This window comes from Methylocystis sp. MJC1 (assembly GCF_026427715.1).
GTDB lineage: Bacteria > Pseudomonadota > Alphaproteobacteria > Rhizobiales > Beijerinckiaceae > Methylocystis.
Genome location: NZ_CP107558.1, coordinates 1,199,572 through 1,222,105, shown reverse-complemented (window position 1 = coordinate 1,222,105; position 22,534 = coordinate 1,199,572). Strand labels below are relative to the sequence as shown.

The 22,534-nt window shown below is 62.8% G+C and carries 22 protein-coding genes; 17 read left to right on the top strand and 5 right to left on the bottom strand.

Translation table 11 applies throughout. The features are described from left to right. Positions 1 to 29: 29 nt before the first annotated feature. The 4 genes from OGR47_RS05875 (at position 30) to OGR47_RS05860 (ending at position 3,072) form a co-directional block, all read left to right on the top strand. A complete protein-coding gene (locus OGR47_RS05875) occupies positions 30 to 1,319 on the top strand; it encodes a hypothetical protein (protein WP_246729507.1) in 1,290 nt (429 codons plus the stop codon). Positions 1,320 to 1,745: 426 nt separating this feature from the next. Further along, positions 1,746 to 2,042 carry a YARHG domain-containing protein gene (locus tag OGR47_RS05870; protein WP_165047789.1) on the top strand — a complete coding sequence of 99 codons (297 nt, stop codon included), beginning with the start codon at positions 1,746 to 1,748 and terminating at the stop codon, positions 2,040 to 2,042. Between the two features lie 48 nt (positions 2,043 to 2,090). Continuing rightward, entirely contained in the window at positions 2,091 to 2,444 is a 354-nt protein-coding gene (locus OGR47_RS05865; RefSeq protein WP_165047558.1) for a hypothetical protein, read from the top strand. 202 nt (positions 2,445 to 2,646) lie between these two features. After that, entirely contained in the window at positions 2,647 to 3,072 is a 426-nt protein-coding gene (locus OGR47_RS05860; protein WP_165047786.1) for a group II truncated hemoglobin, read from the top strand. A gap of 81 nt (positions 3,073 to 3,153) precedes the next feature. Here OGR47_RS05860 and OGR47_RS05855 read toward each other — a convergent pair whose 3' ends face one another. Continuing rightward, positions 3,154 to 3,360, bottom strand: a complete 207-nt coding sequence (locus tag OGR47_RS05855; RefSeq protein WP_165047784.1) for a TOBE domain-containing protein — start codon at positions 3,358 to 3,360, stop codon at positions 3,154 to 3,156. 266 nt (positions 3,361 to 3,626) lie between these two features. Here OGR47_RS05855 and OGR47_RS05850 point away from each other — a divergent pair, with 266 nt between their 5' ends. The 11 genes from OGR47_RS05850 (at position 3,627) to OGR47_RS05800 (ending at position 16,656) form a co-directional block, all read left to right on the top strand. Next, complete coding sequence (locus tag OGR47_RS05850; protein ID WP_253948092.1) at positions 3,627 to 4,079, top strand: LLM class flavin-dependent oxidoreductase; 453 nt, start codon at positions 3,627 to 3,629, stop codon at positions 4,077 to 4,079. A gap of 46 nt (positions 4,080 to 4,125) precedes the next feature. Continuing rightward, positions 4,126 to 4,563, top strand: a complete 438-nt coding sequence (locus OGR47_RS05845) for a hypothetical protein (RefSeq protein ID WP_253948090.1) — start codon at positions 4,126 to 4,128, stop codon at positions 4,561 to 4,563. Between the two features lie 146 nt (positions 4,564 to 4,709). After that, positions 4,710 to 5,753 (top strand): ABC transporter substrate-binding protein, encoded by a 1,044-nt coding sequence (locus OGR47_RS05840; RefSeq protein WP_165047781.1) that lies wholly within the window; start codon positions 4,710 to 4,712, stop codon positions 5,751 to 5,753. 2 nt (positions 5,754 to 5,755) lie between these two features. After that, positions 5,756 to 6,757, top strand: a complete 1,002-nt coding sequence (locus tag OGR47_RS05835) for a FecCD family ABC transporter permease (protein ID WP_165047779.1) — start codon at positions 5,756 to 5,758, stop codon at positions 6,755 to 6,757. Next, on the top strand, positions 6,754 to 7,539 hold the full coding sequence (locus OGR47_RS05830; RefSeq protein ID WP_246729506.1) for an ABC transporter ATP-binding protein: 786 nt from the start codon (positions 6,754 to 6,756) through the stop codon (positions 7,537 to 7,539). Before OGR47_RS05835 ends, OGR47_RS05830 begins: the two co-directional genes overlap by 4 nt. Positions 7,540 to 7,651: 112 nt before the next feature. Then, complete coding sequence (locus OGR47_RS05825) at positions 7,652 to 10,039, top strand: TonB-dependent receptor (RefSeq protein ID WP_165047777.1); 2,388 nt, start codon at positions 7,652 to 7,654, stop codon at positions 10,037 to 10,039. Between the two features lie 32 nt (positions 10,040 to 10,071). After that, positions 10,072 to 10,800, top strand: a complete 729-nt coding sequence (locus OGR47_RS05820) for a YkgJ family cysteine cluster protein (RefSeq protein WP_165047775.1) — start codon at positions 10,072 to 10,074, stop codon at positions 10,798 to 10,800. A gap of 218 nt (positions 10,801 to 11,018) precedes the next feature. Continuing rightward, a complete protein-coding gene (locus tag OGR47_RS05815; protein ID WP_165047773.1) occupies positions 11,019 to 11,960 on the top strand; it encodes an NADH:ubiquinone oxidoreductase in 942 nt (313 codons plus the stop codon). Position 11,961: 1 nt separating this feature from the next. Further along, positions 11,962 to 13,479 (top strand): nickel-dependent hydrogenase large subunit, encoded by a 1,518-nt coding sequence (locus tag OGR47_RS05810; protein WP_165047771.1) that lies wholly within the window; start codon positions 11,962 to 11,964, stop codon positions 13,477 to 13,479. Continuing rightward, a complete protein-coding gene (locus tag OGR47_RS05805; RefSeq protein WP_165047769.1) occupies positions 13,476 to 13,955 on the top strand; it encodes a hydrogenase maturation protease in 480 nt (159 codons plus the stop codon). The genes OGR47_RS05810 and OGR47_RS05805 overlap by 4 nt, the downstream gene beginning before the upstream one ends. After that, positions 13,948 to 16,656: an EAL and GGDEF domain-containing protein gene (locus tag OGR47_RS05800; protein WP_165047767.1), complete on the top strand. Its 2,709-nt coding sequence runs from the start codon at positions 13,948 to 13,950 to the stop codon at positions 16,654 to 16,656. Before OGR47_RS05805 ends, OGR47_RS05800 begins: the two co-directional genes overlap by 8 nt. Before the next feature lie 2 nt (positions 16,657 to 16,658). On the opposite strand, the gene OGR47_RS05795 is transcribed toward OGR47_RS05800, so the two are convergent. Beyond that, positions 16,659 to 17,954, bottom strand: a complete 1,296-nt coding sequence (locus tag OGR47_RS05795) for an adenylosuccinate synthase (RefSeq protein WP_165047765.1) — start codon at positions 17,952 to 17,954, stop codon at positions 16,659 to 16,661. A gap of 186 nt (positions 17,955 to 18,140) precedes the next feature. Between OGR47_RS05795 and OGR47_RS05790 the strand changes: the two genes are divergently transcribed. Further along, positions 18,141 to 18,590, top strand: a complete 450-nt coding sequence (locus OGR47_RS05790) for a DUF2892 domain-containing protein (protein ID WP_165047763.1) — start codon at positions 18,141 to 18,143, stop codon at positions 18,588 to 18,590. A gap of 108 nt (positions 18,591 to 18,698) precedes the next feature. Here OGR47_RS05790 and rlmH read toward each other — a convergent pair whose 3' ends face one another. The 3 genes from rlmH to OGR47_RS05775 all read right to left on the bottom strand — a co-directional run bounded on the left by rlmH (position 18,699) and on the right by OGR47_RS05775 (position 21,057). Beyond that, entirely contained in the window at positions 18,699 to 19,178 is a 480-nt protein-coding gene (rlmH, locus tag OGR47_RS05785; protein WP_165047761.1) for a 23S rRNA (pseudouridine(1915)-N(3))-methyltransferase RlmH, read from the bottom strand. A gap of 61 nt (positions 19,179 to 19,239) precedes the next feature. Then, positions 19,240 to 19,662: a ribosome silencing factor gene (rsfS, locus tag OGR47_RS05780; protein WP_165047758.1), complete on the bottom strand. Its 423-nt coding sequence runs from the start codon at positions 19,660 to 19,662 to the stop codon at positions 19,240 to 19,242. A 423-nt stretch (positions 19,663 to 20,085) separates the two neighbouring features. Then, complete coding sequence (locus OGR47_RS05775) at positions 20,086 to 21,057, bottom strand: quinone oxidoreductase family protein (RefSeq protein ID WP_165047755.1); 972 nt, start codon at positions 21,055 to 21,057, stop codon at positions 20,086 to 20,088. A gap of 181 nt (positions 21,058 to 21,238) precedes the next feature. On the opposite strand from OGR47_RS05775, the gene OGR47_RS05770 reads away from it, so the two are divergent. After that, a complete protein-coding gene (locus OGR47_RS05770) occupies positions 21,239 to 22,492 on the top strand; it encodes an FAD-dependent monooxygenase (RefSeq protein WP_165047753.1) in 1,254 nt (417 codons plus the stop codon). Positions 22,493 to 22,534 lie beyond the last annotated feature (42 nt).

The following is a 22,534-nucleotide window of genomic DNA, read 5'->3' as shown; positions in this document are numbered from 1 at the left end:
CAATCCGAAAAAGCGTAAATGGGTGGGATATGGGAGAGGCGCAGCAGCGCGCGAAGCGTCTCGCTAAGATCGCCAAATTCAGCCAACCTATGAACCCGGCTAGGTTTGATCTCTTTTCGATAGGAGCCCGGCTGGCGTATGTCCGGCTTCTTTCGGACGAGCTTTCCTGCTGGAGCGATCCGGAAGAGCGAGTGCTGGGCCTTGTGTTCAGAGACCGTGTCGACAACGACTTCGGTTGGGTGCTCTTTGCCAGGGACAAAATCGGACGATTTCGTTGCTCCGATATTCACGCAAGCATCCAAACCCAGCCACGAGCGACCGAGGCGCTGCGAGAGCGGATCGCGCGCGCCGTCGAGGAAGGCGACTTCGTTGCGCTTGGGGATCAAGGCGACGAGACTAATTATCCCATCGACCTGTTACGAGTTCCTGATGGAACGGACCCAGCCGTCCTGCATCCGTATTTCAAGCTATTGATCGAAACACCAGGGCGAGAGCCTGCGCGTGCGGTTTTTAAAGAGATTGGCCCATGGCTGACACCGAGCGACCCGCATTTCGTTAAAGAATTCCAACGGAGTGCTTTCGACCAGCGCCTCTGGGAGCTATATCTGTGGGCGAGCTTCAGAGAGCTTGGTTTCGATATCGAGCAACCAGAAGCGCCGGACTTTCTCTGCTCTGCGCCAGGGATTACATTCACAGTCGAGGCGACCACAACCGCCCCGTCGACATCAGGAGTCCTCGCCGAGCATCCCAATCCAAAGACGCCTGAAGAAATGAGGGCGTTCTTGGCTGACTACATGCCGATGAAGTTCGGTTCTGCCCTCACGAGCAAACTGCACAAAAAGAACAAAAACGGCGAGAATTACTGGGAGCGCGGAAAGACAGCGAACAAGCCATTCATTATTGCGGTTGCTGACTATCACAAGCCGAGCAGCGAGGAAGAGCTTGGCTCGATGACCTACACGCAATCAGCTCTCTGGCCATACCTATATGGACATAGGATTGAGTTTGAGATCGTTGACGGAGAGTTGATTACACGCGCAGTGAAGAACGAGTTTCACACGTTTGGCGACAAGACCATCCCATCGGGTTTCTTTGATCTTCCGGGAGCCGAAAATGTTTCTGCAGTCATTTTCTCAAATGCCGGAACGCTAGCGAAATTCGACAGGATGGGAGTTATCGCGGGCTTCGACCTTGAGGACCATCGATACTTGCGCTACGGCCTTCGCCAAAATCCAGACCCGAATGTTATCCACGGCATTCCGTTCTCTGAGGAGGTGACGGCTGATGGCTATGAAGAATTCTGGTCCGACGAGCTATAAATATTCCACAACCCCAATGCGAGGTATCCGTTGTCAACAGATAGCTTCGGGGGAATAACCCACTTCTTCAAAGATGGAAAGCAATACACGCTCTCGCTCCCGAGGGCGGTATTAGTTTCTCACACAGTGATCATGCGGGTCCGCAACTCAGCTAAATAGCTCGCCGGCCCTAGGGAGCGCCAATTACCTTCTCCATCTCCGGATCTCGCGCATGCGTGCGCAGCTCTCCGCCTCGTGCAGGGCTGCGATCTCTTGTGGGCAATGTTCAAAACAGCTGAGGTTTTTAAACCATTCGTTAGCATTGCGTGATATACTATTGCGTCGTCCGGTCATGCCCCCACAGGCCGCGACAGAAGAAAATGCTTTAGAAATATAGAGTTACGATGGTCCTTTGGCTGCTCTTCGGGGGCGCATGAAGGAGCAAGCATGAAGAGATTTTGGTTCTCTTGCGCGCGCGTGAGCTTTGCGGCCGTAGTCGCCGGAGCGGCGCTCGTTGCGGCGATGGCGCCGGCGAAAGCGCAGCATCCGTCAGAAATGTCCTGCGGCCAGCTCTGGCATGAGCGCAACAAGATTTATGCGCGCAATGGATACTGCTTCAAGACCGAACGAGCCCGCGCCGAATTCGGCCGCGGCTGTTTCCCGCCCTATGGCGACCTGCGCGGATGGGAGCGTCGCAGGGTGAATGAAATCCAGATGTGGGAAAGCCGCAACGGCTGCAACTAGCGGCCGGACGGCTCTGCTTTTTTCAACCCCGTAACCGAGAGGATTTACATGAACGCTTACGCCAAAAAGATGGCTGCGCCGCTTATCGCGATCGCGGCGCTCGCCGGCAATCCGCTCACCGCCTCGGCCATGCCCGCGGCCTCCAAGGACGCGGTCGCGCAGTCGAACGACGCTACGGGACTGCAACAGGCTCATGCGGTCTGGGTCTGCCGCTACGGCAGATGTTGGTGGAGCCATTCCGGCCACTACCACGGCGGCTACGGCTGGGGCGGCGGTTATGGCTGGGGCCATCACGGCGGATGGGGCCATCACGGCGGCTGGGGAGGCCATGGTGGCTGGGGCGGACATGGCGGCCACCACGGAGGGGGCGGGCACGGCGGTCATCACGGCGGCCACTGGTAAGCCGAACGCCGCAGCCGCTCGCATGACGAAATGCGCGCGCAAAGCGCACTAAAGATACGGATCGAGACAAGGGTCTCGATCCGTTTTTCTTTTAGGGGAGCAAATTGCCCTCATTCCGTCGCCTTGTGCCGTTGCTTGATTGTAGGCATGGCTGACGCATAAGAGAGCCTCGCCCTGGCGCCCATGTTGCTGGAAGTCGGATATGACGACGAATAACGCGCAGAACGCGACCACCCTCTACGACCATATCGGCGGCGCGCCCACGGTGGACCGGCTCGTCGAAGCGTTCTACCGCAACATGGACACGATGGAGGCGGCGCGTGGGATACGCGCCATGCATACGACAGACCTCGGCCCGACCAAGGCGATCCTGAAGCTCTATCTCACCGAATGGCTTGGCGGCCCCAAGAACTACTCGGCGAAGCGCGGCCATCCGCGGCTCAGAATGCGGCACGCGCGTTTCCCCATCGGCCCCGCGGAACGCGACGCCTGGCTCATCTGCATGAACGCGGCACTGGAAGAGTGCATAACCGACCCGGCGCCGCGAGGATCGATTGCAGAGGCGCTCGCCAAGCTCGCCGACTGGATGCGTAACGATCCCGACAACGCGCACGACAAAGCGCATTGACGCCGCGCGGCTCGTAACAGCGTCGAGCGGCGTTGCTGAAGAGGCGCTTCAGATTTTAGGTCTGGCCCGGGCGCATGCCCGTTAAAGGGTGGCGATCATCACGTCTGACGATTTGATGACGGCCTTGACCTTCGCGCCGGCTTTCAAGCCTAGCTCGTCGACTGACTCATTGGTGATCGAAGCGGTGACTGTCTGCCCGCCGACGTCGATCGTGACATGGGAGGTGGTCGCGCCCTTCTTGATGTCCTTGACCGTGCCGTCGAGCGCGTTGCGCGCGGAAATCTTCATCTGCTCCCTCCAACGTCGCGGCCTGATCGGGCCAGCCTCCATTCTGGGGGCGGCTGTTAAGTAGGGCGGCGCTCAGCCTCTTCGAGGCTCGGCGTCGATGTTTGCATGCGCCTTCGGCGCCATGCCGACGCAAGGCTGCGCTGCTGCCTAAGTTTCAAGCTTGCGCTTCGTTACCCTCGGGCTATGCTTTCGCTATATGTATCTATTACATATCGTCAGCAGGGACTTCCCTCCCACTGCGACGTGAAGCGGCGTCTGGGTTGGAAATGAAATTTGGCGTTTTCTGCACCTATGAAAATCCGGCCGGCGACTATGTCCGTTGTTATGCGGCGCAGTCGCGCATCGTGCGGCGCGCCGAATTCTTGGGGTTCGACGAGGCTTGGGTCGCCGAACACCACTTCGACCCGGACGCCGCAAGCCCGTCGATATTTCCCCTGATCGGCTATCTCGCAGGCGTCACGACGCATATTCGTCGTGGCTCCGCAGCGGTTCTTCTCGCCTTCCGCAACCCCATCCAGGTCGCGGAAGACGTCGCGACCGTCGATCTTCTCACTAATGGGCGCTTCGACTTCGGCGTCGCAAAGGGCGGCCCGTTCTGGCGCCAGAACAAGCATTTTGCCGTGGCGGAGGCAGACACGCGCGCCATGACAATAGAGGCGCTGGAGCTGATCAATCGCCTTCTCTATGACGAGTGCGTCAGCTTCCAGGGCGCCTATTAGGACGCGGGATGCGATCGCTTATGCGGCGAGGAACGGCTTTGGCATCATGGGCGCCTCGCCTTTTCCGATCGAACGCATCGTGCAGGCCGTCAAGGCCTATCGCAGCGTCTCCGACGCAGACCCGCGCCTCGTTCTCGCGCGTTTCTATTTTGCCGCGCCAACACGGGAAGAGGCCCTCGCCGAGGCCCTGCCCTTCATCCATCGCTTCTCCGAGCGTATGCAGGGCATTTTACTCGCGCGCGGCGAAAAAGGTCCAGCCTTCGATCCAACTGATCTGATCGAGCGCTCGCTGATCGGAAGCATCACCGAGGTAAGGGACAAGATCGAAGAGCTGCGCGAACGCACGGGTTGTCGCTCTCTGATTCTCAAACCGGCGTCACTTGACGAAGACCGCAATCTGCGCGCGCTCGATTGTTTTGCCGACCGTATTCGACCTTATGTGAAGGCATGTGCAGAGACGCTCGAAGGGCAGTCGATTTCATGATCCGCCAAGACAGCTCTCTCACGCTTGTGCAGCACGCATTCGAGCGTGTCATTCCCGGCGGGCTGGAAGCCCGACCGGGAATCCAGAGTCACAAGAGCGCAGGTTCTGCTCTGGATTCCAGATCGCTCGCTTCGCGAGCGTCGGGAATGACAAAGAACCGATCGAGCGGAATCCATATCATCCTTTTGTCGCTGCTGATGATAACGCTGCCCTGTTTGGCGGCGGCGCGCGAGATTGTCGATATGGCGGGCCGCCACGTTGTCATCCCCAACAAGATCGCGCGGGTCTATGGTTCGTCTCCACCCGCAACCCTCACGCTCTACGCTTTGGCCCCGGATTTGATGATCGGGCTCAACACGCCCTATCAGGCCGGAGAAAAACCACTTCTTCGCAAGGAGATTGCGGCTCTACCGACGCTCGGCAGCCAGGCCGGATTCGGCCGGGCGTTGAATCCCGAAGAAGTCATGAGCCGCCATCCGGACCTTGTGATCGCCTGGCTCGACCGCTTCGTCGACAACGCGAAGGCCGAAGCTAGCTTTGCGAAAATGGGCATGCCGGTCGTCTTCGTGCGGCTCGACACGCTCGCCGATTATCCTGCCGCTTTTCGCTTCCTTGGCGATCTGTTCGGACGAAAGGAAAAAGCCGAAGCGCTTGCGACCTATATTGAAGATGCGCAAACGCGCGTGCGTAAAGCCGTTGGGGATATTCCAGCCGCAGAAAAGGCAAGGGTCTATTGCGCCGAAAGCGCCGACGGGCTCGCCACCGATTGCGACAAGAGCTTCCACGCGGAGCCCATCCTTCTCGCGGGCGGCGACAATGTCTATCACTGCGAGCAGGCGACCCATATGGGCATGGAGAAGATCAGTCTCGAGCAGATCGTCGCCCTGGCGCCCGCGATCATCCTTTCCCAGGATAAGGGCTTTGCAACCGCCGCCAAAACCAATCCCGCCTGGCGAAACGTGCCGGCGGCAAAGTCGGGGCGCGTTTTCTACGTCCCGCATGACCCCTTCAACTGGCTCGATCGGCCGCCGAGCTATATGCGCGCGCTCGGCATTCAATGGCTCGCCAATCTTTTCTATCCGTCGCGCTACCCATTCGACGTGAAGAGCGAGACGAAGAAATTCTACGCGCTCTTTCTCGGCGTGGACATAGACGACGCGGATGTCGAGCGAATCCTCGGCAAGGACTAAAGTTGAGCCCCCTCTTTCTTCTCGTCCCCGCCCTGCTCGCCACGCTGCTGTTGGCGCTCGGCGTCGGGCGCTATCCGCTCCCGCCAGTCGATATTCTTGCCTACCTCGCGTCGATGCTCGGCCTTGTCGATCTCCCGCCCGAGCGCGCTGATCTCCTGCACAATCTCCTTGTCGAAATCCGTCTGCCGCGCGTGCTCGGCGCCGCGCTCATCGGCGCCGCTCTGTCGGCTTCGGGCGCGTCTTTCCAGGCAATCTTCCGCAATCCGCTCGTCTCGCCGGGGATTCTCGGCGTGCTCGGCGGCGCGAGCTTTGGCGCCGCATTGGGCGTGCTGATTTCGGGCCATTGGCTCGTCGTGCAGCTCGCGGCTTTCGTGATGGGCGTCGCCGCCGTCTTTCTTGGCGGGCTCATCGCCAATCTCTATGGGCGGGCCTCGATCATCGTGCTGGTTCTCGGCGGCATGATCTCGGGGGCTTTTTTCAGCGCGCTTCTGTCGCTCGTGAAATATGCCGCGGACCCCGCCGATCGCCTGCCCGCCATCGTCTATTGGCTGATGGGCAGTCTCGGCGCGCTCGATCTTTCGCAGCTTACCTTTGCCTCCGCGCCGATTCTTGTGGGTGTCGCGCTTCTCTGCGCGCTCGGTCGTGCGCTGGATGCGATGACCATGGGCGACGACGAGGCCGCCTCGCTCGGCGTGTCCGTGACCGCTGTGAGATATGGCGTGATTGGCCTTGCCACGCTCATCTCTTCGCTGTCGGTCTCTCTCGCCGGCATGGTCGGCTGGATCGGCCTTGTCGTGCCGCATGTCGCGCGGCTCTTGATTGGACCGCTCAACCGTCGCCTCATTCCCGCGAGCGCTTTGCTCGGCGCGATCTTTCTCATTCTCGCCGATTGTCTCTCCCGCACGATCGCTTATGCGGAAATCCCCATCGGAGTTATCACGGAACTCCTCGGCGTGCCGGCCTTTATCCTTGTCCTGCGGCATGCGCGGAGGGGTTGGTTGTGACGTCGCCAACTGCTGCGTTGATTGCCCGTGAGATTGTCTTTTCGCGCGGCGAGCGCTCGGTGCTCGCGGGCGTCGATATGTCGGTCGCTCCCGGAGAGATTGTCGCGCTTCTCGGCGCGAATGGCGCTGGCAAAAGCACATTGTTCCGGATTCTACTCGGCCTGTTGAAGCCGCAAAGCGGCGGCGTCGAACTCGACGGCCGCCCCTTGGCGCAACTGGCGCGTCGTCAGCTCGCGAAGCACGTCGCCTATGTCCCGCAAGGGCATACGACGCCTTTCCCTTATCTTGTCTCGGATGTCATCCTGCTCGGCCGCTTGCCGCATTCCGGACTGTTCGCCGCCCCGCGTCCCGAGGATCGGGAAACAGTCGAAGAGATTGCGGCGCTGCTCGGTCTGACGCCATTGCTGTCGCGGCCCTATACGGAGATATCGGGCGGCGAACGGCAGCTCGTGCTTCTTGCCCGCGCCCTCGCGCAAGGCGCGCGCCTGCTGCTCCTCGACGAACCGCTCACCGGGCTCGACTTCGGCTATCAAATACGGGTTCTTCAACTGCTCTCCAGCCTCGCGGCGAAGGGCCTCGGGGTGTTGTTCAGCATGCATCACCCTGAGCATGCGCTCCGATGCGCGAGCCGCGCCGCGGTGCTCATGAATGGGCGCATCATCGCCGACGGCCCCTCGACAACTGTCATCACCGCCGAAATGCTCGAACGCCTTTACGGCGTGCGGATCACGGCGCCCATGGATTGGCCGTTTTGCGCGTTCGGAAATCAAATTGTGGCGTAATTGCAACGCTTCGGCAGATAGTAAAAAAGCGGCTATATTATGGACTTGCTTGGAAGCCCCTGAATCGGTTCGATAGTTGCAATATATATCGGACCACGGCGAAGGGGCTCAAATGGTTCTCCGCATCATCAACCACACGCGCAAGTTGTCGGCCCTGAAGGCCGGCGCCTCCATCCCTTTACTGCTTCTGCTTGCGCATGACGCCGTCGCCCAGACCACGCTCCCGTCGATCGAGGTGGGCGCGCAGGGGACAAATGCGAGCGCCCGCAGCCGCGCGAGAAACGCCGGCGCCCCTTCAAATCCCGATCCCGCGCGCGCGGCATCGCAGGAGAAACTTTCGGGCCCCATCATCGGCGCCGTCCCGCACACGCCATCCACAACCTATCGCGTCGATCAACGGGGCATTCAGCTCGCAACCGGCGCGGGCGGCGCGAACCCGCTCCGCGCGGTCTCCTTCCTGCCCTCGGTCGATGCGCCGCCGATCGACGCCTATGGTCTCGTCAATCTGCCGGGCGGCTTGAAAGGCATCCGCATTCGCGGCGAGGTCAGCAGCCATGGCGCTGGCATGGTCCTCGTCGACGGCCTGCCGATCAACGGCATTAATCCCGGCCCCGGATCGACCTTTATCATCGACAACGAAAACTTCGAGTCGATTGATCTCTATCAGGGCCCGATTCCGTCGAACATCAACTCCTATCTCACCATTCCGGGCGTCATCGACAGCCGCCTCAGATGGGGCGCGGAGAAATTCGGCGCAGAAGTGTCGCAATCGGTCGGCTCGTCGAGCTTCCTGAGAACCTTCGCCCGCGTCGACACCGGCGCCTTCCTCAACGGCACGACGAAAGTGTTCCTGTCGGGCTCCTGGACCGACGCGCATCAATGGCGCGGCCCCGGCAAGGCGCCGCAAGGGAAGTCGGGATTTGCGGTTGGAATCGAGACCAAACCCACCGACTATGTCGACGCGAAGGTTTTCATCGCCAAAAGCAGCTATGACGCGAACACTTATGCCGGCCTGAATTACGATCAGGTTCGGCAGCTCAACTCTTATCGCTATTACAATTTCTCGCCGGTTTCGAACCGGGTTCCGGCGCTCGCCGCCAATTACTACAACTACAATGTCCAATCTTTCGACAGTTGGACGGCGCTCGGCGAATTTACGCTCCACGTAAACGACACGACAAGCGTGGTGGTGAAGCCGTATTATTTCCGCGAAGACGGCTATTATCTCGACGGCATGGCCAACGGCCAGATTCGCAATTGGCTGATCAATCACGATAGCTGGGGCGTCACCAGCGAGATCAAGTCGCGGCTCTACGACACGGACGTCACGCTCGGCCATTGGTATGGCGTGCAGAATCTGCCCGGCCCGCCGTCGGCGTGGAAAATGTATACGCCCAATGTTCTCGGCGGACTGACGGCGCCGAACTGGTCGCTGCTCGCGCAGCAAACCGGGTCCCACGTCAACAATTCGGTCTATGGCATTGCGTCACGCGACTTCGGGCCGCTGCATGCGACGGGAGGCGTTCGCTACAATTGGGAGACGATGGCCGGCATCGACGCGCGCAGCGCGACGGGGCTCGGCGCCTATTCCTATGATATGGCGCTGGCGCTCTCGCCCGGCGTCCTCACGACGCGGAGCGTGAACAGCTTCACGGTCGGCGCATTCCTGCCGTTCGGCTCGCTCGCCTATGACGTGAACAAGGATTTGCAGCTCAAAGTGAGCGCGGCCGGCGGCTATGGCGGTCCCTCTTTCGACGTCTGGCCGGCTTATCAGCAGAACTTCGCCGCCTTTCTCAAGAACGGGATCACCGCCGATCAGGCCTGGAGCCAGATTCGCCCGGAAACATCCGCGCAGGTCGACGTCAGCGCCCGCTGGTCCTTCAATGAGTCGTTCGGCTCGGGCTACATTCAGCCGACGTTCTACTACTCCCGCAACCACAATAAGGGCGTGGCCTACGATCCCGGCATCGGCGTTTCCTACTCGCAGAATGTCGGCGAAAGCGAGAGTTACGGCGCCCAGGCGATCGGCCATTACACGCCCGTCGATGGCATCGATCTCTTTGGGTCGATCGGCTATCAGCGCGCAACTTTCGTTCAGGATCTCCCGACCTTCGCAATGGCGCCCTTGCTCACCCGTTTGAACAATCAGGTGAAGGGGCGCCAGCTCCCCGACGTGCCCTATTGGATCTCGACGGCCGGCGGCAATTTGCGCTTCTCGGATTTCGTCTTTACCCCCATTGTCCACATCGTCGGCTCGCGTTCGGGCGACACGTCGGGTTTCCAGCCCATCGCCGGCTATGCGACGCTCGATCTCCATCTGGGATATGAGCGCAAGCTCGCTTTCGGCACCTTCAACGCCAGCCTTTCGGTGCTGAATGTTTTCGACACGGCCTATATTGGCCAGATCAGCAACAGCTATTATCAGCAGACATCCAGCTCCGGAATTTACTTCCCCGGCGCGCCGCGCACGGTCGTCGCCAAATTGGGATATAGATTTTGAGGATGGGCGCCTAACAACAGGAACTCGAAAACATGCGCGAGGACGGGCCCGCTTCCTTCTTCCGGGCGACAAGCCGTGCGTTCGGCGATACGGTCGCCGTGCACCGCAATCAGGCTGATCTCATCGGCGCCCTTTGCGCGCAGGCTTTCGACCTTTTCGAGAAAAATGTCGTCATCCAGGCGGAAGGCGCGCCAGCGATCGCCTGTCATGGCGAATGCGCGGCGTGCTGCCGTCTTCGCGTCGTCGCGACGGCGCCCGAAGTTTTCCTGTTGGCCCGTTTCGTCGACGTCAATGCCCGGGCATTCGAGGCGCGGGGGATCGACCTCCCGCGCCGCATCGCCGAGGCGACGGAAACGGTCGGGAGCCTGGATGAAGCGTCGCGCTTGGCGGCCAAGCACTATTGTCCGCTGATCGAGAAAGACCTCTGCATCGCCTATCGGCTCCGTCCGCTTGCATGCCGCGGTCATGCCGCGTTGGATAAGCTGGCCTGCGTTGCGGCGGCCGAGGGCGAGGGAGACGAGGCGACCATATCGACGCCGCATCTGGTCGTGCGCAGCCTCGTCCAAAACGCCATGATGAACGCCTTGCGCCAGTCGGGCCTCGCCTGGGGACTATACGAGGTTACCACAGCGCTGGAGATCGCCTTGCGGGCGCCCACGGCGATCGAGGCCTGGCTCGGCGGCGAAGACCCTTTATCTCCCGCGCTCATTGCTGAATTCGACCTTGGCGAGGCCGCCGCGCTTTTCGACGGGGTCGCGTAATTTTTCAAAGAACGACGTTCGCCGGCGCGCGTCTTCGTTGAACGCCTCGGCCGGCCCGCTTTAAAGGTCCGAATGGCCCCAGGGCGCCAATGCGCCCGCCAGCAGCCGAACGCCGTCACTCAACCACGCCGCGAATTTTCGGGCTAGCTAAACCATTCAAGAAGTCTCAAGCTTTTAAGCGCCTAATCGCGGCGTGCGCGGGATGGAAAGGGGCGCTCGTGAAAACCTTGTTCTGGTTGCAGACCGGGGCTTGCGGCGGGGATTCGCTTGCGATTCTGAGCGCTGAAGCCCCGAGCTTCGAGCAGCTTTTCGCCTCCTGCGGGATCGAGCTGCTCTGGCATCCCTCCATCTCGCATGCGCCGATGAAGCGTTATGACGCGCTGATCGACGGCATTGCGTCGGGCGTCCAAAAGCTCGACATCCTGTGCGTCGAGGGCAGCATCATCACCGCCCCGCGCGGCACCGGCCTTTTCGACAGCTACCGGGGCCGGGCGCGCATGGAGATCGCGCGCGCGCTCGCCCAGCGCGCGAATTTCGTTGTCGCCATGGGCACTTGCGCCAGTTTCGGCGGCGTCCACGCGGCGAGCCCCAACCCCGCCGATTGCATCGGCCTGCAATTCGACCGGGAGACGCCGGGCGGCCTTTTCCCCGCGGACTGGCGCGCAGGTTCGGGCCTGCCCGTCATCAATATCGCCGGTTGCCCGGCGCATCCCCACGCCATGACCCAGACGCTGGCGGCGATTGCCCAGGACCTGCCGCTCGCCCTCGATGCGCTGAACCGGCCGAGCGCCTTTTTCAGCACTTTGGCGCACCAAGGCTGTACGCGGAACGAATACCACGAATACGACGTTGAGGACTTGGAGCTCGGCGGCCGCGCCTGCCTGTTCTACAATCTCGGCTGCCAGGGCCCGCTGACCCAGGCGGTCTGCAACAGCGATCTTTGGAACGGCGTCAACAGCAAGACGCGGGCGGGCGTCCCCTGCTTCGGCTGCACGGCGCCCAATTTCCCCCGCGAAACGGACCTCTTCGCAACGGCGAAGATCGGCGACATTCCGCTGCGCCTGCCTGTCGGCGTCGAGCGCGCCCGCTACATGGCTTATAAGAATCTCGCCCGCGCCGCCGCGCCCGCGCGCGTCCGGGACAAGAAGATGGACGTCTGACATGGCGCGCGTCGAGCTCAATGTCAGCCTCAATCGCGTCGAGGGCGATCTCGAACTCGCCGTGACTCTGGACGATAGCGTGGTGGCGGAAGCCCGCACCATCGGCACGATGTACCGTGGCTTCGAGCAGATTCTCATCGGCCGGGCGCCGCGCGACGCCCTTGTGATCACGCCGCGCGTCTGCGGCATTTGCGGAACGGCGCATCTCTATTCGTCTGCGCTCGCTTTGGAGCGCGCCTGGAGCGCGGCTCCGCCGCCCAACGCCACGCGCATCCGCAATCTCTGCCTGATGGCGGAAGGCATTCAGAACGACCTGCGCCAGACCTTCCTGTTCTTCACGCCCGACTTCTGCAATCCACGCTACGCCGCCGAACCCTGGTTCGACGAAATGATGGCGGCCTTCGAGCCGTTTCGCGGAGCGATCTATCTCGAGACCCTCGCGGTGACGCGGAAGGTCGTGCAGATCGTGGCGCATTTCGGCGGGCAGTGGCCGCACTCCTCCTACATGGCCCCCGGCGGCGTGACGCTTCCGGCCGATCTGCGCCGGATTTCCGCCTGCCGCGCCGTGCTGGACGAAGCGCAACGCTGGTATGAGCAGCGCATCATCGGCGCGCCGCTCGAGCGCTGGCTGGCGCTCGACAAGGCGGAGGACTATTTCGCCTGGCTCGACGCGCCCGCCCATGCGGCGAGCGCGCTCGGCATGCTCAGCCGCTGCGTGCGCGCGTTGGGGCTGCATCGCTCCGCGGCGGGCGCCAAACATATGTTGAGCTATGGAGCGTGGCGCGATCCTTCGACGATCGACGCCGACGCCACTCTCCTGGCGTCGGGCTTTTACGACGGCGAAACGGGGGCGATCGCGCCGCTCGATCAGACGCAGATCAACGAGCATGTGCGCCATTCCTGGTTCCGGCACTATGAAGGCGGCCGCCATCCATGGAACGGCGAAACCATCCCCAATTACGAGCCCGGCGGCGATCGCTACACATGGTCCAAGGCGCCGCGCTATGGCGACAAGGTCGTCCAGACGGGCCCGCTCGCCGAATTGCTGATCGGCGGCGATCCCCTGATCGCCTCGCTCAACGCATTGGAAGGCGGCGGCGCCTGGTTGCGGCAATTCGCGCGGGCGCGGCGCATCGCCCATGAATTCCTGCATGCGCGGCGCATGCTCGACCAACTTGCCGCCGATCTCGATGGCGAGCATTTCGTTCCGCCCGCCAATGAATCAGATGGCGACGGCTACGGCCTGATCATGGCGGCGCGCGGCGCGCTCGGCCATTGGATCAAGATCAGGGACGGCGTCATCGAGAAATATCAAATCGTCACGCCGACCGCCTGGAACGCTTCGCCGCGCGACAGCGCCGGCCAGCCCGGCCATTGGGAACAGAGCCTGGTCGGCGTCGAGGTGCGCGACCCTGACGATCCCGTCGAGATCGGTCATATCATCCGATCCCACGACCCTTGCCTCGTTTGCACGGTCCATATGCTGGACACCGGAAGGAAGGTTCATTTCGGCGCATGAATGAAAGCCCTTTCACGAGGCGGCGCCATATCGTCTGCTTTGGCAATCCGCTGCATGGCGACGACGGCTTCGGCCCGGCTGTCTATGAACGACTTGCGGCGCGCAAGCGCCCGGCCAGCCTGCGCCTGACGGAAGCAGGCGTCCCCGGCCCAGCGGCGTTGGCGCTGTTTCAAGACTGCGACGAAGTCGTCATCGTCGACGCGCTGGCGCCCGCAGGGAGCCCGGGGCGCGTGCATCGGCCCTCCCTGGCCTCGGTCGTGGAAGAAGCCACGCCGGCGGCTCACGGCCTCGGCCTCGGCTATGTCCTGCGCGCGCTCGCCGCGCTTCCCGAGACGATGCCGGCCATCGAGATCATCGGGGCGGAAGTCGAGACCCTCACGCCATTTCACATCGGACTTTCTCAGCCGGTAACGCGCGCCGTCGACGAGGTCACAGCGTTTCTCGGACGCTATTTCGAGGCAGGTGGCCATGCCTGATTTTTCGCTCTCACCTGAAGCCGAGCGTCTGCGCGCCGAAGTCGAGGCGCTTCGCCTGGCCAACGCCGCCATTCAGGAGCAGATGAGCATCGACGCCGCGCGGACGGACAAGATGCTGCGCATGATGGAGGCGCAGGCGGAAGCCTTGCAGGAAGCCAACCGGCGCCAAACCAATCAGGCTGATTTCACCCAGCGCGTCATGGACACATCCAGCGCCTTGATGATCGTTCTGGGACCCGAGGGGCGGATCAGCCAGGTCAATCGACGCTTCCGCGTCGACCTGCGCGCCCCGGAGGGCGAAATCGCGGGCCGCGTTCTCGACGACTGGCTGCCGCTGGAGGAAAGAAACCGTCTCGAGCAGTCGCTTGCCCGCCTGCCCTGGCCGGCGCATTCGCCCTTGTTCGAGCGCGTGCGCTGCTCGGGCTCCTATGCGGCCGAACATCGGCTGCTCGCAAAAGATGGGCAGTATCGTTTCTATTGGGTGGAAGCGACCCTCCAGCACGATCCCAAGGGCAAGGAGGAAGGGGCCGTCGTCTGCGCCACCGACATCACCGCGATCAAGAAGCAACACGACGCGCTGCTCGACAGCGAGCGGCAGCTCAAGGAAGCGCAACGCATCGCCCAAATCGGCCGCTGGGAGCTGGATCTGACCACTGGCGAGGTGATCCAACAGTCCGACGAATTGCTTCAGATCTGGGAGTTGAGCGAGCCGCCGCGCCGATATGAGGATTGTCTGGCCCTCATCCATCCAGACGACCGCCAGGCGGTGGACGAGGCCTTCCAGGAGTCGATCCGTGATCGCCGCCTTTTCAGCGCGAGCTGCCGTCTGCTTCTGGCGGGCGGCCGGATAAAATGGGTGCAGCTCCGGGGCGTAATGCTTGGCGGCGAAAACGGAAGGCCGTTACGGGCAAACGGAACGCTGCAGGACGTCACGGCCCAGCGGCAAACCGACGAACAGCTGAGCCTCGCCGCCAGCGTTTTTGAAACCAGCCTGAACGGCGTCGTGATCACCGACGCAGAGGCCAGGATCATCAGGGTCAATCCCGCCTTCAGCCGTATTCTCGGTTATGAGCCCGATGAGGTCATCGGGAAGAAAACGAGCATCTTCAAATCGAAGCGGCATGATCCCACCTTCTTCAAGCAACTGTGGGCCAAGCTGTCGAGCGAAGGCGAATGGCACGGCGAAATCTGGGATCGCCGTAAGGATGGCGAGAGCATCCCACTTTGGCAGAATATTTCCGCCGTGCGCGATAAGCGCGGCAGCGTGAAGAATTACATCAGCGTCTTTTACGACCTCACTGAGCAGAAGCGTTCGGCCGCGCATATCCACCACCTGGCCTACTACGACTCCCTCACCGATCTTCCCAACCGCCAGCTGTTCAACGAACGCTGCGAACAGGCCATGAAGATGGCGCAGCGGACCGGGAGAAGGATGTGTCTGCTCTTTCTCGACCTGGACCGGTTCAAATATATCAACGACAGCCTGGGCCATCCGGTCGGCGACGCGCTCCTGCGCGCCGTTGCGCAACGGTTGGTGCAGAACCTGCGCCAGGGCGCCACAATCGCCCGGCTGGGCGGCGACGAATTCGTCCTGCTGCTGCAAAACGCCCGCGGCCCCGAGGACGGCCAGGAGGTCGCCGCCAAAATTATCGCGGTCTTGTCGAGGCCCTTCGTCGTGCAAGGCCATCGGCTGGAGGTTGGCGCGTCGATTGGCGTCAGCTGTTACCCCGGCGACGGCGAAGATGCGGCGACGCTGATCAAGAACGCCGATCTCGCCATGTACCAAGCCAAGGAGGAAGGGCGCGGCAAGTTCCTGTTCTACAAATCGCATTTGACCGATCAGGCGCAGGAGCGGCAATTCCTGGAAGGCGAGCTGCGCAAGGCGCTGGAACAAAGCGAGCTGTTCCTCCAATACCAGCCGCAAGTCGATCTGGCCGACGGAAGGCTCGTCGGCTCGGAGGCGCTCTTGCGCTGGCGCCACCCCGAACGCGGCGTCATCGCACCGGATAAATTCATTCCGATCGCCGAGGAAACCGGGCTGATCATTCAGCTGGGCGAATGGGCCTTGCGCACCGCCTGCCGCCAGGCGATGGAATGGATGCACAAAGGATTGGGCTTGCATCCCATTGCCGTGAATATTTCCGGCGTTCAGATCGAGCGCTCGGATCTCGTTGGCGCGGTAGCGGATATTCTGGCGGAAACGGGATTGCCGGCGGAATTCCTGGAGCTGGAGATCACCGAAACCTATGTGATGCGGCAAGCCCAAGAGAACGTAAATGTCCTCGACGGCCTTCGCTCATTCGGCGTTTCCTTGGCGATTGACGATTTCGGAACGGGGCAGTCGTCTTTGGCCTATTTAAAGCGCCTGCCCGTAAACAAGCTCAAGATAGACCGGTCATTCGTCTCCGATCTTCCGAGCGGAGAGAATGAAGCGGCGATCGCCCGCGCGATCGTGGCGCTCGGCCACAGCCTGCATTTGAAGGTTCTCGCGGAAGGAATCGAAACGGCTGCTCAGGCCGAGTTCCTGAGAGAATTGGGCTGCGATGAAGCGCAAGGCTTTCTATTCAGCCGCCCCATCGACGCCTCGGCCATGGAGGGGTTGTTCGTGCAGCATGGCGCGCCAGCCGCGCTGAATCACCTCTTGCCGCGAAGCGGTCCGGCCGGTGAAAAGCCCGGCGGACGCCATCGACGCCGGGCTTAAGCTCAATCCTGGAAAGGATTATGCACCAATATGGTGTCGTCGCGTTCGGGGCTGGTCGAGAGCAGCGCCACGGGCGCGCCGATCAGCTCCTCGATGCGGCGAACATATTTGATCGCCTGCGCCGGAAGCTCCGCCCAGCTACGCGCGCCGCTCGTCGTCTCCTTCCAGCCGGGGAAGCTTTCATAGACGGGCGTCACCCGCGCCTGCGCCGACTGTGAGGCCGGCAGGCGGTCAATGCGCTTGCCGTCGAGCATGTAATGCGTGCAGATCTTGATTTCGTCGAAGCCGTCGAGAATATCGAGCTTGGTGAGCGCAATGCCATTGATGCCGGAGGTCTTCACCACCTGGCGCGTCAGCACCGCGTCGAACCAGCCGCAACGCCGCCGCCGGCCGGTATTGGTGCCAAACTCATGGCCGCGGTCGCCGATCAGCTCGCCGATGCTGTCGGTCAACTCGGTCGGGAACGGCCCGCCGCCGACGCGCGTCGTATAGGCCTTGGCGATGCCGAGCACATAGCCGATCGCCCCCGGCCCCAGGCCCGAGCCGCTCGCCGCCGAGGCCGCGACGGTGTTGGACGAGGTGACGTAAGGATAGGTGCCGTGGTCGACGTCGAGCAGCACGCCCTGCGCGCCCTCGAACAAAATGCGCTTGCCGGCGCGGCGCTGCTCGTCGAGGAGGTCCCAGACGGCGTCCATGAAGGGCAGGATTTTCGGCGCGACGGAGAGCAGCTCCTCGCGCAGCGTCTCCGGCGCGACCTCCGGCAGGCCGAGGCCCCGGCGCAGCGGATTATGATGGGCGAGAACGCGCTCGATCTTGTCGTCGAGCGTATCCGGCTCGGCGAGGTCCATCAGTCGGATGGCGCGACGGCCGACCTTGTCCTCATAGGCGGGGCCGATGCCGCGCTTGGTGGTGCCGATCTTGGCGCCCCCGCCCGAAGCCTCTTCGCGATGCGCGTCGAGCTCCCGATGCAGCGACAGGATGATCGGTGCGTTCTCGGCGACCTTGAAATTCTCCGGCGTGATCTCGACGCCCTGCGCCCGCAGCCGGTCGATCTCGCCAACCAGAAAGTGGGGGTCGACCACGACGCCATTGCCGATGACAGAGAGCTTGCCCGGCCGGACGATGCCCGAGGGGAGCAGCGCGAGCTTATAGGTCGTGCTGTCGATGACGAGCGTATGGCCGGCGTTGTGGCCGCCCTGGAAGCGCACGACGACATCCGCCTCCAGCGACAGCCAGTCGACGATCTTGCCCTTGCCCTCGTCGCCCCATTGGGCGCCGACCACCGCCACATTCGTCATGATCTTGTCTTCACGCTTCTTAAAACGGCAAAAGCCCCACGCGGTAACGCGAAGGGCTCGTTACGGGTGAGGTTTAGCGCAGGACGGCCGGGCGGTAAAGACCGGAATCCCCCGTCGCCGATGGCGCGCCTCGGGGAACTTCTCGGCGGCTCACCGGTTGGCGCTTGGTCAGGAGAGGTCCCCGCCATGGCCACAGCCGCAGCCGTCGATCGCGTCCAGAACCACACGAGCGATGCCGTCAACCGCATGATCCATGAGGCGATGACCGAGCGGCTCGTCTATTTCGCGCTGCATCCCGACAAGATCGACGAGCGCCTCGACGAGCTCGATCGCGAATGGGACATAGAGCGGGCGCTCGAAGCCAATGCTTCGACGCTCGCCCTCGCGGGTCTCGGGCTGGGGATCGTCGCCGACCGCCGCTGGCTCGCCCTGCCGGTCTTCGTCGCAGGCTTCCTCTTCCAGCATGCCTTACAAGGCTGGTGTCCGCCGCTGCCGCTGCTGCGCCGGCTGGGTTTCCGCACCCAGCATGAGATCGACCAGGAGCGATACGCGCTGAAAGCTTTGCGCGGCGATTTCCAAAAGGTCGAGCAGGCCATGGGGCGGCTGCAGAAGACGATGCATGAGCAGCGGGTGTAGGGGCGCAATCCACGCCCTATGGAACCCGTCATTGCGAGCGAAGAGAAGCAATCCAGGGCGGCCACACATTGCTTCGTCGCTGCGCTCCTCGCAATGACGGCGGGGGGCTCACGCTCGATGGTACGGATGACCCGATAAAATCGTCATCGCCCGGTAAATCTGCTCCGCCGCCAATATGCGAACGATCTGATGCGGTAGCGTCATCGCGCCGAAGGAAAACACCGCCGTCGCCCGCGCCCGCACGCTCGCGTGGAGCCCCTCCGAACCGCCGATCGCGAACCACATGGCCTTACGCCCGGCGTCGCGCTCGCGGCCGATGAAGGCGGCGAACGCCGCGCTATCCGCCGCCTTGCCACGCTCGTCGAACACGATGAGCGCCGAATCCTCCGGCAGCAGCGCGAGCATCTCCTCGCCCTCGCGCGCCATGCGCTCGGCCGAGCTCTTGGCTTTGCTTTCGTCGATTTCCTTGAGGTCGAGGCCTTCGAGCCCGATGCGCCGCAGCGCGGCGATGCGCTCGGCGTAGCGCGCGTAAATCTCGCGCTCGGGGCCGGCCTTCAACCGGCCCACGCAAATAATGCCCAATCGCACGCGGCTATCTTTCTCGCATCATCTTACCCCAAAACCGCTGCGCACTTTTGGGGATGATGCGTCAGACCAGCCGCATCTCCACCGGTCGATCGCCGCCCCACATCTTCTCGAGGTTGTAGAATTGGCGCACCTCGGGACGGAAGATGTGGACGATGATGTCGCCGGCGTCGATCAACACCCAGTCGCACTGGGGCAGGCCCTCGACGCGCGCCGAAACGCCCGCCTCCTTGAGGGCCTTGATCGCCTTGTCGGCAACGGCGCCGACATGCACGGTCGAGCGGCCCGTCGCGATGATCATTTCATCGGCGAGCGCCGTCTTCCCACGCAGATCGATGGAGATAATGTCCTCGGCCTTCGTCTCGTCCAGGGCGTTGAGGACATTTTGCACGATCGAGCCGCCAAGCGGCGCTCTCGCGCCGATTTTCGGCTGGGAGGCGATGCCCGCCCCCGGATGAACACTTGTCGACAGCGTTGCAACCCTCATGCTTCACGGCCAATTCTCGGCCGCATCTAAAGGATGGGACTCTTTGTCCCCGATTGCAACATGAAAGCGTGCCCGGTTGCCGGGCGGGAGCCGAAAAAAACCCGGCGTCGAAGGCCGGGTCATTGAGGCGGTTCGGGCTAATCGAGAGGCGGGAGGAACCTCAAAGCCGGAACAGCTCCAAGATAGCCCATTTTGGGAAAAATGCTCGCGCCTTTTTCGTCGCAGGCTCGAGCTAGGGCGCCGAAAACCTGTCTTTTTTGGCCAAGCTTGTCCGCGCCACGCAAGCCAAGAAAAGCGCGAGCAGGCGTATTTTCAATAAGTTGTAAGCAAGGCGCAGTTGACGTCTATTCGCGCGTGGCCGATCGGCAACACAAGCATGAATTGTAATTCGGAGGTCATCCAATCGGGCTAGCGGCCCCCGAATCAGGGGATCAGCACGATTGACCCCGTGGTCTGGCGTGATTCGAGCGCCGCATGGACCTGCGCCGCTTCGGCCAGCGGAAAGCTTTGCGGCGGCTCGATCGTCAGATAACCCCGTTTCATGGCGTGGAGCATATCCTCGGCCATATCCTCATAGTCGCGGCGCTTGGCGATATGGTTGAACAGCGAGGGCCGGGTCGCATAGAGCGAGCCCTTCTGCGCCAAGAGCCCGATGTCGAAGCTTTCGATCGGCCCGGAAGCCGAGCCGAAGCTCACGAACATGCCGAAGGGCGCAAGGCAGTCGAGCGAAGCCGGGAAGGTCGCGCGTCCGACGCCATCATAGACGACGTCGCACAGCCTCCCCTTGGTGATCTCCTTCACGCGCTCCTCGAATTTCTCCGTGCGGTAGAGAATCACGTCCCGCGCGCCGGCCTTGAGAGCAATCTCGGCCTTCTCGGGCGAGCCCACGGTGGCGATGACCTTGGCCCCGAGCGCGTCGGCCCATTGGCACAAAAGCTGGCCGACGCCGCCCGCCCCGGCATGCACCAGCACGCGATGGCCCTTCTTCACCCGGAAGGTGCGGCGCAGGAGATATTGCGCGGTGAGGCCCTTGAGCATCATCACGGCACCCTGCTCATAGCTCACCGACTTCGGCAAGTGGATCACCGAGTCGGCGGCGATGTTGCGCGCCTCGCTGTAGCCGCCGAGCGCGCCCACATAGGCGACGCGGTCGCCTTCCTCGAAGTCGGTCACGCCCTCGCCGACCGCGACAATCTGTCCCGCCCCCTCATGGCCCGGAATGAAGGGATATTGGGCCGGATATGCTCCCGTGCGGCGATAGATGTCGATAAAGTTCACGCCGATGGCGCGATGGCGAATCTGCACCTCGCCCGGCCCCGGCGCCGGCAGGTCGACCTCTTCGAGCTGCAGCGCCTCGGGGCCGCCCGGGTGGTGCACGCGAATCGCCTTGACCATCGAAACCTCCACTCGCCAATGCAAATGGCGGGAAAAACCGGAGAGACCGTCCCGCCTGTCGCCCCATTTACCGCCCAAACTCGCAAAGCTCAAAGCCGCAACCTTTGGCGCACGCAACCGCCCTCGCCCTTGCGCGCCTCCCCCGCTATAGAGAGCGCCGAGATCAAGGAGATCATGAGCGATGACCCAGCCTTCCGCGCCGACCGGCGAGACGACGAAGACCGATATTCTCGTGGCCGGCGCCGGCTCGACCGGGCTCGCGGCGGCGCTGGCCTTTGCGCGCTCGGGGCTCAAGACGACGCTGGTCGGCCGCATTCCGCCGCCCCTGCCCGGCCGCACCATAGCGCTCTTCGAGGCGTCCGTCCGGTTCCTCGACGCGCTCGGCGCGTTGGAGCGGGTGAAGGCGCTGGCCTGCCCGATCGAGGGCATCCGCATGATCGACGACACGGATCAGCTCTTCCCCGTGCCAGAGCTGGCGCTGCGCGCGAGCGAGATCGACCTGCCGGCGCTGGGCGTCAATATCTCCAACGACGAACTCGTCGGCGTGCTGCTCGACCTCGTGCGCGCGTCTCCCGAGATCCAGTTCATCGACGCCGACATCGCTGATTATGAGGTCAATGGCGCTTCCGCCGCGGCCCTGCTTGCCGACGGACGGCGGCTGGAGGCGGATTTCATCGTCGCCGCCGACGGCCGCAACAGCCGCGCGCGCGCCGTCGCCGGCATCGATGTGAAAGAATGGACCTATCCGCAGGTTGCGCTCACCATGATGCTGCGGCACGAGTTCCCGCACGACAATATTTCGACCGAGTGGCACACCCGCTCGGGCCCCTTCACGCTGGTGCCGCTGCCCGCGCGCGAGGACGCGCCGCATCGCTCGAGCCTCGTCTGGCTGATGAGCGTCGACGACGCGCGCCGGCGCCTCGCCAAGCCGCGCGAGGAGCTGGAATATGAGATCGAGGACTACGCCAAGTCCGAATTCGGCGCGATGAAGATCGAAAGCGACATCGGCCAGTTCCGCATGGGCGGGATGCAGGTGTCGGAGCACGCCAAGGGGCGCCTGGCGCTCGTCGGCGAGACCTGCCACATCTTCCCGCCGATCGGCGCACAGGGGTTGAACCTCAGCCTGCGCGACGTCGCCGATCTCGAAGATTGCCTCGCGAGCGTCGATCTGCGCAACGAGCGCGAGCTGTCGCGCGCGCTTATCCGCTACGACCGGCACCGCCGCGCCGACATCGGCTTCCGCACCAATGGCGTCGACGTGCTGAACCGCTCGCTTATCATTCCCTATCTGCCGGTCGATCTCTTCCGCGGCGCAAGCTTCATCGCCGTGGCGGCGCTCGGACCGCTCCGCCGCGCGGTGATCCGCGAGGGCGTGCTGCCCCATCTCGTGCTGCCCCGGATGATGCGCCACCCCGTGCGCGCGCACGCGGGTTGAGCGCCCGACTTGGAGCCGCGTCATTCCCGACGGGCCAAGGGC

Excerpts from the sequence above, each read along its gene's own strand:
- OGR47_RS05875 (WP_246729507.1), top strand. The coding sequence starts at position 30 with ATGGGAGAGGCGCAGCAGCGCGCGAAGCGTCTCGCTAAGATCGCCAAA.
- OGR47_RS05870 (WP_165047789.1), top strand. The coding sequence starts at position 1,746 with ATGAAGAGATTTTGGTTCTCTTGCGCGCGCGTGAGCTTTGCGGCCGTA.
- OGR47_RS05865 (WP_165047558.1), top strand. The coding sequence starts at position 2,091 with ATGAACGCTTACGCCAAAAAGATGGCTGCGCCGCTTATCGCGATCGCG.
- OGR47_RS05860 (WP_165047786.1), top strand. The coding sequence starts at position 2,647 with ATGACGACGAATAACGCGCAGAACGCGACCACCCTCTACGACCATATC.
- OGR47_RS05855 (WP_165047784.1), bottom strand. The coding sequence starts at position 3,360 with ATGAAGATTTCCGCGCGCAACGCGCTCGACGGCACGGTCAAGGACATC.
- OGR47_RS05850 (WP_253948092.1), top strand. The coding sequence starts at position 3,627 with ATGAAATTTGGCGTTTTCTGCACCTATGAAAATCCGGCCGGCGACTAT.
- OGR47_RS05845 (WP_253948090.1), top strand. The coding sequence starts at position 4,126 with ATGGGCGCCTCGCCTTTTCCGATCGAACGCATCGTGCAGGCCGTCAAG.
- OGR47_RS05840 (WP_165047781.1), top strand. The coding sequence starts at position 4,710 with ATGACAAAGAACCGATCGAGCGGAATCCATATCATCCTTTTGTCGCTG.
- OGR47_RS05825 (WP_165047777.1), top strand. The coding sequence starts at position 7,652 with ATGGTTCTCCGCATCATCAACCACACGCGCAAGTTGTCGGCCCTGAAG.
- OGR47_RS05820 (WP_165047775.1), top strand. The coding sequence starts at position 10,072 with ATGCGCGAGGACGGGCCCGCTTCCTTCTTCCGGGCGACAAGCCGTGCG.
- OGR47_RS05810 (WP_165047771.1), top strand. The coding sequence starts at position 11,962 with ATGGCGCGCGTCGAGCTCAATGTCAGCCTCAATCGCGTCGAGGGCGAT.
- OGR47_RS05805 (WP_165047769.1), top strand. The coding sequence starts at position 13,476 with ATGAATGAAAGCCCTTTCACGAGGCGGCGCCATATCGTCTGCTTTGGC.
- OGR47_RS05800 (WP_165047767.1), top strand. The coding sequence starts at position 13,948 with ATGCCTGATTTTTCGCTCTCACCTGAAGCCGAGCGTCTGCGCGCCGAA.
- OGR47_RS05795 (WP_165047765.1), bottom strand. The coding sequence starts at position 17,954 with ATGACGAATGTGGCGGTGGTCGGCGCCCAATGGGGCGACGAGGGCAAG.
- OGR47_RS05790 (WP_165047763.1), top strand. The coding sequence starts at position 18,141 with ATGGCCACAGCCGCAGCCGTCGATCGCGTCCAGAACCACACGAGCGAT.
- rsfS (WP_165047758.1), bottom strand. The coding sequence starts at position 19,662 with ATGAGGGTTGCAACGCTGTCGACAAGTGTTCATCCGGGGGCGGGCATC.
- OGR47_RS05775 (WP_165047755.1), bottom strand. The coding sequence starts at position 21,057 with ATGGTCAAGGCGATTCGCGTGCACCACCCGGGCGGCCCCGAGGCGCTG.
- OGR47_RS05770 (WP_165047753.1), top strand. The coding sequence starts at position 21,239 with ATGACCCAGCCTTCCGCGCCGACCGGCGAGACGACGAAGACCGATATT.